We start from the raw sequence: 12036 nt of genomic DNA, 5'->3' as shown, positions 1-12036 counted from the left end.
TATGGCTGGAAAAACACATTCCTCAGCAGAGCACGAACACTTCCCTTGGAAACACGTAGTCGGCTTCATTCTCTCCATTGTGCTAACCATCTTAGCATTCTGGATTGCTATCGGAGCTGAAATTGGCAGTTCCGCAAAACTATGGATTATCTTTGGTTTTGCCTTCATTCAAGCATTCTTGCAGCTGTTCATGTTCATGCATATGACAGAGAGTGAGAACGGGACTGTTCAAGTCGGAAATACTTTGTTTGGTCTGTTCTGTGCGATCATTTTCGTCATCGGGTCTGTTTGGATCTTCGCGGCTCACTACAGCCACGGAGAGAACAGCAAAGACGGTTATTCACCATCTGCGCCAAAGCAGTCTGAGCATTCAGAGAAATAATAAAAAACCACTCATCTTTCATAGGTGAGTGGTTTTTATGCTGATTGTGATAACGCTTCCAATTGATGATGCAATATCTATCTGCTGCTGAATCTTTTGCGAATGAATGGAAGTCCATAGATGAGGAATGCTGCAATGTGAGCCAGAATCACGTTAATGGCAAAGAATGCGATCATGAAGGTATGTCCTGCTGGAGATAAACTGCTTGTCATGTAAAGACCGAAGAAAATCCACATAATCATGATGGGTGGAATAGATGCTAATGCAATCTTTCTGTTTTCCAACCATAAAAACAGGGGTGTAGCTGTTGCAATACATAGGTACGCAAAGAACATATCCATCGTATCCAACTCCTTTGTAAGTTGATGTTCAATTCAAATGAGAGGTCAGGATGCAATTGTGTCTGTTTTTAGGAGATATTGTGAACATTTTGTTACAAATATTATACCACAATTGACTTTGAAGTAAACTCAATAATTGGAAAATGGGCCTTATTCCGCAGAAATTGTTTTTTTCTTATACCTCAGTTAAGCTTATGCTGGCAAGATGTTAACCTTTCATATCGCCACATAAGTCATTGAATTTTCCCCTTAAAATCTGTAAAATAATCTTTTTAAAGGACTTATGATCGGTTGTCATGATAGAGTAGAAAGGGATTTTTTCCTATTATTAGGATGAAAAGTATTTCATTTTTTGAAATTAGAATGGAACCTTTCAGGTGTCACGTCCGTCATATTTAAGGTGAGTTGCTTTTGTGAAAATTTCAATCTAATATAAATAAGGGCTTTTATGTTTTGTAATAAGGGTGGTTAGTTCATGAACAAGCAGAATACATCTCCTTACTATCAAGGAGATTTGATTTTTATATTTTTAGCCTTCTTTGCCATCAGTGTCATCGCTATTTATGCTGCGGGACAGTTTGGGCAATATGGATCTAATGCATGGACCAGACAGATCATTTACTACATGGTCGGGGTCATCTGTATTGTGGCTATTAATTACTTCGATCTGGAACAATTAGAAAAGTTAAGTCTATATATTTTTATAGGCGGCATTATGCTCTTAATTCTTTTGAAAATTGCTCCTGCACAAATTGCAGGTCATGATTTTGCTCCAATTAAAAATGGTGCAAAAAGTTGGTTTGTGTTACCGGGAATTGGAACATTTCAGCCTTCAGAGTTCATGAAAATTGGTTTGATTATGATGCTCGCCTCTGTCATTGGGAAGGCAACCCCAAGAGGAAAACGAACATTAGAAGATGATATTTTCCTACTATTAAAAATTGCCGGCGTGGCTGCTGTACCAGTCGGACTCATCTTTTTGCAAGATGCAGGTACGGCTGCGGTATGTATGTTTATTGTCGTTGTCATGGTCTTTTTATCAGGGGTCAACTGGAAATTGATCTCTCTCATCGGTTCAGTGGTTGTGCTTTTAGTTGCCGCTGTGTTAGCCGTGATTATTCTATTCCCTGATTTCGCACAAAAGATCGGGATTCAGCAGTATCAGATCAACCGGATTACCGCTTGGCTGCCTGATAGTTCTTCGACAGCCAACCAAGCCCAGACACAGGATGCATCTGGATCGGATAAATATCAAGTCGAGCAAGCCATTATGGCAATTGGGGCAGGACAAATTTTCGGGAACGGTGTGAAGAACTTAAAAGTATATGTTCCAGAAGCTCAGACAGATATGATTTTCTCTATCATAGGGGAAGCCTTTGGTTTTGTCGGCTGCGCATTTGTGGTCATCATGTTCTTCTTCCTGATTTATCGGCTTGTTGTACTGATCGACCGTATCCATCCTTATAGCCGGTTTGCGTCATTTTTCTGTGTAGGATATACAGCATTGATTGTCATCCATACATTCCAGAACATTGGTATGAACATAGGCGTCATGCCTGTAACGGGGATACCGCTCTTATTCATCAGCTTCGGGGGAAGCTCTGTTTTATCTGTTCTTATTGGATTTGGTATCGCCTATAATGCAAGTGTTCAATTAACGAAATATCAAAGTTATTTATTTAAATAAAACGGGTAAAGGGCAGTCTAAGCGTAGGCTGCCTTTTTGGCTTGAGTTCTAACTTTTGAAAAGTAATATTCAATTGACTTATGATAGTAGGAGTGAAGGAGGTCTTCGAATTGAATAAAACGATAGAAACCATTTTAAATCATCGGTCCATCCGTTCGTTTACAGATGAGCGTCTGACAGAGGAAGAAGTGCTGACACTTATCAAAAGTGCACAGGCTGCTTCGACATCAAGCTATGTACAGGCGTATAGTATCATTGGTGTAACAGATCAGGAGAAGAAGGCGAAGCTTGCTGAACTGGCTGGAAATCAGCCATATGTTGAGAAGAATGGGCATTTTTTTGTTTTCTGTGCAGACTTGAAACGCCATGACTATATCGCAAAAAAAGCAGGAAAGAACCATCAAGAAGCGCTTGAAAATACAGAAGCCTTTCTTATCAGTGTGATTGATGCGGCGCTTGCTGCGCAAAATGTCAGTGTCGCCGCAGAATCTATGGGACTTGGCATCTGCTATATCGGCGGACTGCGTAATCAGCTGAAGGAAGTATCCGAACTACTTGAAACACCTTCCTATGTGCTGCCGCTATTCGGATTGGCTGTAGGACATCCTGCCAATCCATCATCTCAAAAGGAACGGCTGCCCGTTGAGCTGATCTACCATGAAAACACATATCAGCAAGACGAAGCTCATGTGGATCGTTATTTAAAAGAATACGATGATCGTATTTCATCATATTATGAAGAACGAACAAACGGTGAGAGAAAAGATACATGGTCTGAGCAAATGCTTCGAGGCTTTAGCCAGCCAAAACGTGCTTTCCTCGGAGATTTTGTGAAAGAGAAGGGCTTTAATCGAAAATAAATCAGGAAATCCCCCTTTCGAGTGAGAGAGGGGGATTTGTGTAAGAGGTGCGACATCATGAAATTAAGTATACTGGATCAATCTCCTTTGATTGGAGATGCGACGCCTGCTGAGGCACTGAAGCAAACAGTCGAGCTGGCGAAGCAGGCAGAGAAATGGGGCTATCATCGTTTTTGGGTATCAGAGCATCACTTTTCAAACCGGCTCGCAGGATCGAGTCCAGAGGTGCTTCTCGGTCATTTATCAGCTGTGACGTCACATATCCGTATTGGTTCAGGCGGCGTCATGCTGCCCCACTACAGTGCCTATAAAGTAGCAGAGAACTTCAGAGTGCTCGAAGCCTTGGCTCCGGGCAGAATTGATCTTGGCATTGGACGTGCTCCTGGAGGTATGCCGATCTCCTCCATTGCCCTTCATCATGGAGAACGGAAGCGACTCGGTGATCAATACCCTGAGCAGGTAGAAGAATTAAGGGTGTATTTACATGATTTAGCCGATGAATTTTATCCGCTGCCTCACCTGACCGCTTCTCCGAAAGTAGATACTGCCCCAGAGGTATGGATGTTAGGTTCTTCTGGAGGAAGTGCACGGCTTGCCGCAAAAGTAGGTGCAGGCTATACGTTTGCTCTTTTCATTAATGGAGAAGGCGGAGAAGACTCTGTGTCGCAGTATATCAGCCGATTTGAACCTTCGGAATTTGGTGATGAGCCGCGTGTCAGTCTTGCGGTCTTCGTTTTATGTGCAGAAACAGAGGAACAGGCAGAAAAATTGGCTGTCAGCTTAGATTTATCATTATTAGCTAACGAACAAGGACAGAACCTTAGCGGCTTTCCTTCATTTGAACAGGCAAAGGCCTATTCCTACAGTCCATATGAACAAAAACGAATAGCAGCCAATCGACAGAGAATGGTTGTTGGCACGCCGTCCTCTGTGAAGCAGCAGCTGACAGCACTCGCAAAGGCGTATCGTACAGATGAAGTGATTGCTGTGACCATCACACATCACATACAAGACCGTCTCACATCGTATCGTTTATTAAAAGAAGCTTTTGATGCATAACGTATGTCATTTTACCATTTGCGCAGCCAATAAAAGGGATAGAGGAGCATCATGGTGAGAATAAAGGCAGCTGTCACTGCCAAGCTAAGCGGATAAATGCAGGTGGTATAGACAGTCAGTTCACATGCTTGATGAAAAGGACGAGGCTGTTTTGCATGTAAAAAGGTAAAAAAATAAACCAAGGTGATCGTGAGAAAAAAAGCCGTCATAAAAGAAACGATCCATAGCCATATCAACATGAATTTCTCTTTCCTCCATACATGATAGAAAAGCCTTGTTGAGCTGATGGGCTCATACAAGGCTTTTTATGTGATTCTTGTTTATTCAGGATAAATATCGAATGGTTCTTTCGTTTGAACCGTATCTGATTTACCTTTCAGGCTCGCATACGCAAGCATTGTATACTCACCTGCTTCTAACTTCTGTCCTTTATTGATCGTGCCATTCCATTTCACACGATGCTCTCCTTTATCAACATGTTGATAAACTCCTGCTTCACCTAAATACTCTCCATCTGTCGAGTAGACGAGGAATGCAAGGTTCTCAGCACCGCCTGGGAGATAGCTGCTAATAACATAGCTTCCAGCACGGTTATCCGGCTCTACAGAAACCGAAGTGACGCGCGGGTAATCAGGCTCTTTTACAATCAATAAAGTAGGGATTTCAGTGACCTTTCTGCCATTTTCGCGAATGGTGATACTGCCTTGGTACGTTCCTTTTTTCGTTTTCCCATAATTCACTTGTACTGCGGAAGTAAAGGACCCTGTGGAATTCCCTTTCACTGTGATTTTTTTCGTGCCGTTTGTGCTAATGCCGTTGCCATCGAACTTGTAATCAATGGTATAGGTTTTCGGTGCTTTTGACAGGTTTTCTACCTTGAACTTTTTCGTTTTGATTTGAACGCCCTTTTCTTTTAAGAAAGTGCCGTACGAATAGCTTGCATCAGACACAATAGAAGACGCTTGAAGTGATTCGATGATTCGAACGCTGCCTGTGCCCTGCGTATTGTGAGGGAACGGGTTACCATTTGGGTCATACAACGTTTCTGCTGTATTCATCATTAACGCTTTAATTTGTTCTGTAGAATAGGATGGTTTTGCTTGTTTAATAATCGCTGCTACTCCGGCTACATGAGGAGATGCCATGCTTGTTCCTTGCTTCGATCCATAGCCGTATGGCTGAGAAGGATCGTGTGTCGGAATGGTGCTGACAATACTCACGCCAGGTGCTGAAAGATCTGGTTTGATCATCCACGTATCGACAACAGGTCCACGAGATGAGAAGTCAGCGACTTGTTCACTTAACTCTTTCACAAATTGAATCGAGAAAGTCGTTGTATTGTTACCAGCCTCAATGGCTTTAACAAGTGCTGTTCCTTCCGCTTTTGACAGCTTAATCGTCGGAAGGGCTAGACCTGGTACATCCACAGGGATTTCTCCATCGGTATTGTTGTACATGACAACGCCGATCGCACCAGCAGCTTTCGCATTGTCCACTTTATCAACAAAGGCAATGGCTCCACGTTCAATCACTGCCACCTTTCCTTTGACATCGATGTTTTCAAAAGCTTTTTCGTCACCGATGCCTGCTTGGACGAGTGTGACTTGTTTTTGGTCAAGTGCTTTTAAATCATTTTCTTGATAGTAGCCCATCACTTTTGCTGTTGAATAGTTCGGGAATTTCACGTTGTATAGACTGTACGGAAGCTGAGTGGCTCCGACAGAAATAGCATCTCTTGATGTCCCAGGAGATCCAACGGTCCAGCTGTTCGGCCCACTGTTTCCGTTTGATGTCACAGCGACAACCCCTTCAGACATGGCCCAATCCAGTGCGATGCTTGTTGCATAATCAGGGTTATTCACACTGTTTCCAAGAGAAAGGTTCATGACATCGGCTCCGTCAGTGACAGCCCGGTCGATGCCTGCAAGGACATTTTCAGTTGTTCCTGATCCGCCTGGTCCAAGGACACGATAGGCTAGAAGGGTAGCATCTTTTGCGACACCTTTAATTTGTCCATTTGCCGCAATTGTTCCTGCGACGTGTGTACCATGATCTGTCGATTCGCCTCTAGGATCTCCTTTTGGTGTTTCTTGTGGAGAATAGTCATTATCAACAAAGTCATAGCCTTTGTATAATCCGAAGTTTCCTTTTAAATCAGGGTGGGTATAGTCTACGCCAGTATCAATGACAGCGACTTTTACTCCTTTTCCAGAGTAGCCGGCCTCCCAAGCTTTTGGGGCACCGATAAATGGAGCACTTTTATCCATGAGTGGAGAGACATCCTCATGAGGAAGCTGGACGCTTTTCTTTTTCACTTCATCTGTTTGATATGTAACATCCGGATAAACGGCTTTTACTCCGTCAACTGCGAGCAGTTTCGGGATTTCGTTTGCAGGAAGTTTCATAGAGAAACCAGAGAAGACTTTTTCATATTCTTGACGAACACTCGCTTTATCTAACTTTTTGAGTGCTGCATTCTTTACTTTAGTTCGAGATTTTTTGAGGGAGGCTTTTGTTTGTGCTTCGCCTTCTTGCTTGGCTTCAACTAAGGATTTTTCCTTTAATTCAACAATGACAGTGGTGTGTTTTCTAGACTTAACATTGATTTCGCCGAAGATTTCTGCTTTTTCCAGTTCCACCTGTTTGTTCGATGGAGCGGCTGCAGCCTGACCTGAAAAGAATGTGGATAAGGTAAAAATAGTGGAGAACAATAGAACAGAAGAACGAGAGATTACTTTTTTCAATTAATTTTCCCCTTTCTAGCTGTGTATTTAGGGAGATAGCCTTTCTTTTTGTGGATAAATAGGAAAGATTCACTGCCCGTTATTAAGTATTCCATACGATGAAACCAATTCCTTTACTGAAATGGTCTTATTTTACATAGTTATAAAGAACTATTTTGTTTATAAAGTCACACTTATGCACAATAATCTGTTGATAACTCAATTATTCAGATATATATATGGAAAATAAAAAAATCTCATACACAAAATCTAGTAAGAGGGTGTTGATATGTGGATAAACCCTGTTGATAAGATGTGCTTATCTTTGGGATAGTGTGTGTATAAAATTTTCATAGAAACATTGTGGAACATGATCATCTTCTGCACTTTTCAACAAAACTTCTGAAAACTAGTTCGTTTTTTCACCCAGATTGTGACAAACCTCTCTTTTTTCTCGGGATATGATAGGAACAGTTAATTTGCTAGAACTGCTAGATTCTAAGGAAAGCGGAGGGATGTTCAGTGAAGAAATGGAAGAACTGGTTGAGTGTATGGTTTGGTTTTGTGATGAATGTGCTTGTGAATCCTGGTGAGCTGCTGAAGAAGCAAGGGGTGAAAGTGGCAGCAGTGGATGGAGGATTCTTTCTTGCGGTGAATGAGAGAAAGCTAGAGAAACTGGCAGATGAAAAGAAGAAGAAGCGCAGGACAGAAAAGCCGTTTCAAGAAAGTCTGATGATGCTTTATGAAAAGACAACGAGAGAGGCGCGTGCCGGTCCGTTCTTATCTTTACAGAAAAGTTGAAACAGGGTAAAATCCCACATAAGACACGTTATCTGTGGGAGAGGATGCCCCTTGAAGATATATAAAATATTGAATAACAATGCAGTGGTTGTAAAGGAGGGTGATCAGGAGAAAATTGTGATGGGGCCCGGAATTGCTTTTCAGAAGGGGAAAAATGACGTCGTTCCCGTTCAAAAAATAGAGAAGATTTTTGTTGTGCGTGAAGAAAATGAGAAATTCAAACAAATTCTTGCGACATTGCCAGAAGCGCATATTGAGGTGGCAGAGCATATTATTAGTTATGCAGAGGGTGAACTCATGATGCCGCTCAGTGATCATATCCACATTTCACTGACAGATCATTTATCCTTTGCCATTGAACGCGTTCAAAAAGGCATTGTGCTATATAATAAATTGCTTGGTGAGATCAAAGTCTTATATAAGCAGGAATATGATATTGGAAAGTATGCCATTCGTTATGTAAAGGAGCGGCTTGGGGTTGACCTGCCGGACGATGAGGCAGGGTATGTGGCACTTCATATTCATACGGCCAAAATGAATACGGAGTCCATGAAGAAGACGGTCAAATACACAACGATGATCAAAGAAATGATCGAGCATATCGAAAGCGTTTTTGAGCGCTCGATTGATGAGGATAGTATTTCATATCAGCGGCTTGTGACACATTTGAGGTATGCATTAGGCAGGTTGGAATCGAATGAAGCATTTCAAATCATGGACGATGACATGCTGACTTTTATCCAAACAAAGTATGATTCGGCTTACCGGTGTGCACTTGGACTGGCTGATTTGCTGAAAAAAGAATATGGACTTCATCTCCCTGAATCGGAGATCGGCTACATCACGCTGCATGTCCAGCGTCTGCAGGATGCCGAATTGGTGTAAAGGTTGTGCCTGTCCGCAGGCTTTTTTTTATGCACACTACTCTAATTAGTGTATATGGGTCATTTGATTCGAAAAAATAGGTTGACGCAGGTCACGCTCTTATACTATGATGAAAGCGTAATCAAAAACCAATATCGTGGGATTGTGACTGTCAGGCAGGCAAGACCTAAAATTTGCGTAACGAGGGGACGTGTATGTCCTTTAATCGTTAGTGAATTTTAGGTCTTTTTTGTTTTAAAAAAAAGGGGGAGACAACATGGATTATCAAAAAACAGCCAAAGAATTAACAACATTATTAGGCGGCAAAGAAAATGTCATTAGCGCAACACATTGTGCCACACGACTCCGATTGGTGATGAAAGATGAGGCGTTGATTGACAAAGATGCCATTGAAGAACTTGAGGGTGTGAAGGGTGCCTTCTCAAGCTCGGGTCAATTCCAGATCATATTTGGAACAGGTTCTGTCAACAAAGTATATGAGCCTTTTGCTCGTGAGACGGGTCTTGAGGCAGACGACGAGAATCAGAAACCAGCCAGCCATGATGAAGCCGTGAAGCAAAAAATGAATCCACTTGCACGTTTTGCCAAGACGCTATCGAATATTTTTGTACCAATCATTCCAGCGATTGTAGCCAGCGGTTTATTAATGGGCCTATTAGGTATGATGAAAGCCTTCAAATGGGCTGATCCAAGCTCTGCCATCTTCCAAATGCTAGATATGTTCTCAAGTGCTGCCTTTATCATTTTACCGATTTTAATTGGGGTTAGTGCAGCCAAAGAGTTTGGTGGAAATCCATATTTAGGAGCTGTCATTGGGGGCATTATGATTCACCCGAGTTTGCTGAATCCATGGGGACTGACAGACGCAAAACCAGAATATATGCATCTATTCAACTTTGATATTGCGCTTCTTGGTTACCAAGGAACGGTCATTCCCGTGTTATTGACTGTGTATATCATGTGCGTGATTGAAAAGAATTTAAGAAAAGTTGTGCCGAACAGTATTGATTTACTTGTGACGCCGTTTGTGACGGTGATTGTGACTGGATTTGTGACGTTTATTGCTGTAGGACCGCTAGGGAGAATGCTCGGTACAGGAATCTCAAATGCACTCACTTATGTTTATGACCATGCAGGATTCTTAGCTGGACTTATTTTTGGAGGCGCTTATTCTTTAATTGTACTGACAGGTGTTCATCACAGCTTCCATGCGATTGAGGCAGGACTTCTAAATGATATTGGACGGAATTATTTGCTGCCGATCTGGGCCATGTCTAACGTCGCTCAAGGCGGAGCAGGGCTAGCGGTCTTTTTCTTAGCAAAGCGTGCAAAAACGAAAGAAATTGCATTACCAGCAGCATTTTCTGCTTTCTTAGGTATTACAGAGCCGGTCATATTCGGTGTGAATCTTCGTTATCGTAAGCCATTTATTGCTGCAATGATCGGAGGTGCATTAGGCGGGGCGTTTGTCGTCTTCACGAAGGTAGCCGCCAACGCTTATGGTTTAACAGGGATTCCGATGATTGCAATTGCAGCTCCATTTGGTTTACAAAATGTGGTAAATTATGTTATTGGTATGTTAATAGCTGTTGCTGTTTCATTTATTCTTACCATCATCTTTAAAATCAAAGAAGTCGAAAAATAATCAAGGAGTGGTCACAGTGATGACAACAACGGACGCAGCACTTCGTCAAAAGGTAACAGATCGTATTCGAAACTATGAGCATTTGGTGAAAAAAGATGTGTACCGTCAGAACTTCCATTTAATGCCGCCAGTCGGTCTTTTAAATGACCCGAATGGATTGATTCAGTGGAAGGGAGTCTACCATGTGTTTTATCAGTGGCAGCCATTTAAAACAGGTCATGGGGCAAAATTCTGGGGTCACTACACATCAACCGATCTAGTGAATTGGCAGCATGAAGAGGCTGCCCTCACGCCAAGTGATTGGTTTGATCAAAATGGCTGTTATTCTGGCAGTGCAGTCATTGACGATGGTCGTATGTACGTGATGTATACCGGAAATGTCCGTGACGAGCAAGGGAACCGTGAGACATATCAATGTTTAGCTGTGTCAGAGGATGGGGTTCATTTTGAGAAAAAAGGTGTCGTGGCGACTTTGCCAGCGGGATTCACTGCACATTTTCGTGACCCGAAGGTGTGGAAGCGGAATGGAAAGTGGTACATGGTCCTTGGAGCACAAAGTGAAGATCTCAAAGGACATCTTGTCTTATTTACATCTGATACATTAGACAATTGGACGTTTCAAGGCATTATTGCAGGCAGTGGAAAGAATGGATTAGATCATTTCGGATACATGTGGGAATGTCCAGATCTGTTTGAATTAGACGGTCAGGATGTATTGATCGTGTCACCACAGGGGCTGAAGCCTGATGGATTCAAATACAACAATACACATCAATCTGGTTATTTTGTTGGTACATTGGATGATCGTACCTACCAATATACGCATGGAGCGTTTGAGGAGCTGGATCGTGGCTTTGACTTTTATGCACAGCAGACTTTCCAAGATGAATCGGGCAGACGTATTTTAATGGGATGGATGGGTGTACCAGATCAAGGGGAAGAGCATCACCCAACCATCTCTTATCAATGGATCCATTGTTTGACGATTCCGAGAGAGCTTCGTTTAGATGATGAAGGACGTCTTATTCAAAAGCCGGTAAGTGAACTTCGATCTATGCGGACAAATGAGCAGGAGCATGTTTTTCACGTTAAACGATCTGTTCACTCCATTCCTGTTGAAGATTTGACGAGCGCAGAGGTATTCATTGATCAAATTGAAACACAAAAAGGATTTGAATGCTGTATCCGTGCTGCTGCTCGTATCATTTATGATAAAGATGAAAGCAAACTAACGTTAGAGCGAGATCGATTTGAAGATCGAACAAAGGAAGTTCGTGAAGTAGAAATTGATGAATTACAGGATTTGCATATCTTTATTGATGCATCATCGATTGAGATTTTTGTCAACGGAGGCCGGGAAGTATTTACTGCACGTTACTTTCCTTCCCCGGGAAATAAATCAATCTCCATCAGTGGTAGAAATGAAACGAAGCTTAAATTGAAGACGTGGCATTTGCAAAAAGAAGCAGGTTTTTGATCTACTAAACAAGTAGAGAAAATGTCTACGTCTGTTCGCCTTGGTTAATTCTAAAGAAAAAAGAAGCCACTCCTAGACATTGATGTTTCAAGAGAGAATTAGAGGAAACAGGTTGTCATTAAGAGAGAGTCATCAAGATGTTGGATCGAGTAGACAATAAGAAAATGTACCTGTGT

At 42.1% G+C, this 12036-nt stretch carries 11 protein-coding genes; 8 read left to right on the top strand and 3 right to left on the bottom strand.

Features of this window, described 5'->3' with window-relative positions; genetic code table 11:
- Position 1: 1 nt before the first annotated feature.
- The gene (gene qoxD / locus NST24_RS18135; protein ID WP_007497818.1) at positions 2-382 is read left to right on the top strand and encodes a cytochrome aa3 quinol oxidase subunit IV; all 381 of its coding nucleotides are present in this window, start codon (positions 2-4) and stop codon (positions 380-382) included.
- A gap of 77 nt (positions 383-459) precedes the next feature.
- Here the strand turns inward: qoxD and NST24_RS18130 are convergent, their stop codons facing one another.
- Positions 460-723: a spore morphogenesis/germination protein YwcE gene (locus NST24_RS18130; protein WP_008345491.1), complete on the bottom strand. Its 264-nt coding sequence runs from the start codon at positions 721-723 to the stop codon at positions 460-462.
- Between the two features lie 475 nt (positions 724-1198).
- Between NST24_RS18130 and NST24_RS18125 the strand changes: the two genes are divergently transcribed.
- The 3 genes from NST24_RS18125 (at position 1199) to NST24_RS18115 (ending at position 4329) form a co-directional block, all read left to right on the top strand.
- Positions 1199-2410: an FtsW/RodA/SpoVE family cell cycle protein gene (locus NST24_RS18125; RefSeq protein WP_008345489.1), complete on the top strand. Its 1212-nt coding sequence runs from the start codon at positions 1199-1201 to the stop codon at positions 2408-2410.
- Between the two features lie 110 nt (positions 2411-2520).
- A complete protein-coding gene (nfsA, locus tag NST24_RS18120; RefSeq protein ID WP_047945824.1) occupies positions 2521-3270 on the top strand; it encodes an oxygen-insensitive NADPH nitroreductase in 750 nt (249 codons plus the stop codon).
- A gap of 54 nt (positions 3271-3324) precedes the next feature.
- Positions 3325-4329 carry an LLM class flavin-dependent oxidoreductase gene (locus NST24_RS18115; protein ID WP_041091486.1) on the top strand — a complete coding sequence of 335 codons (1005 nt, stop codon included), beginning with the start codon at positions 3325-3327 and terminating at the stop codon, positions 4327-4329.
- Between the two features lie 11 nt (positions 4330-4340).
- On the opposite strand, the gene NST24_RS18110 is transcribed toward NST24_RS18115, so the two are convergent.
- Both NST24_RS18110 and NST24_RS18105 read right to left on the bottom strand, forming a co-directional pair.
- A complete protein-coding gene (locus NST24_RS18110) occupies positions 4341-4568 on the bottom strand; it encodes a hypothetical protein (RefSeq protein ID WP_024719490.1) in 228 nt (75 codons plus the stop codon).
- An 81-nt stretch (positions 4569-4649) separates the two neighbouring features.
- Positions 4650-7073, bottom strand: a complete 2424-nt coding sequence (locus tag NST24_RS18105) for a S8 family serine peptidase (RefSeq protein WP_342462083.1) — start codon at positions 7071-7073, stop codon at positions 4650-4652.
- 501 nt (positions 7074-7574) lie between these two features.
- Between NST24_RS18105 and NST24_RS18100 the strand changes: the two genes are divergently transcribed.
- From NST24_RS18100 to NST24_RS18085, 4 genes are all read left to right on the top strand, one after another.
- A complete protein-coding gene (locus tag NST24_RS18100) occupies positions 7575-7853 on the top strand; it encodes a hypothetical protein (RefSeq protein WP_024719488.1) in 279 nt (92 codons plus the stop codon).
- A 51-nt stretch (positions 7854-7904) separates the two neighbouring features.
- Positions 7905-8738, top strand: a complete 834-nt coding sequence (locus NST24_RS18095) for a PRD domain-containing protein (protein WP_026050173.1) — start codon at positions 7905-7907, stop codon at positions 8736-8738.
- Positions 8739-8994: 256 nt separating this feature from the next.
- Complete coding sequence (locus tag NST24_RS18090; protein ID WP_144679057.1) at positions 8995-10383, top strand: sucrose-specific PTS transporter subunit IIBC; 1389 nt, start codon at positions 8995-8997, stop codon at positions 10381-10383.
- Between the two features lie 19 nt (positions 10384-10402).
- Positions 10403-11860, top strand: coding sequence for a sucrose-6-phosphate hydrolase (locus NST24_RS18085; RefSeq protein ID WP_342462082.1), 1458 nt, complete (start codon positions 10403-10405; stop codon positions 11858-11860).
- Positions 11861-12036: the final 176 nt, after the last annotated feature.

It is taken from the genome of Bacillus sp. FSL R5-0286 (assembly GCF_038593245.1).
Lineage (GTDB): Bacteria > Bacillota > Bacilli > Bacillales > Bacillaceae > Bacillus > Bacillus altitudinis.
Note: the sequence above shows the minus strand (reverse complement) of the source record. Positions and strands in the feature narration are given on the sequence as shown.

What these genes read in the sequence shown, in the direction of transcription:
- qoxD (WP_007497818.1), top strand. Translation starts at nt 2, where the DNA reads ATGGCTGGAAAAACACATTCCTCAGCAGAGCACGAACACTTCCCTTGG.
- NST24_RS18130 (WP_008345491.1), bottom strand. Translation starts at nt 723, where the DNA reads ATGGATATGTTCTTTGCGTACCTATGTATTGCAACAGCTACACCCCTG.
- NST24_RS18125 (WP_008345489.1), top strand. Translation starts at nt 1,199, where the DNA reads ATGAACAAGCAGAATACATCTCCTTACTATCAAGGAGATTTGATTTTT.
- NST24_RS18110 (WP_024719490.1), bottom strand. Translation starts at nt 4,568, where the DNA reads ATGTTGATATGGCTATGGATCGTTTCTTTTATGACGGCTTTTTTTCTC.
- NST24_RS18090 (WP_144679057.1), top strand. Translation starts at nt 8,995, where the DNA reads ATGGATTATCAAAAAACAGCCAAAGAATTAACAACATTATTAGGCGGC.
- NST24_RS18085 (WP_342462082.1), top strand. Translation starts at nt 10,403, where the DNA reads ATGACAACAACGGACGCAGCACTTCGTCAAAAGGTAACAGATCGTATT.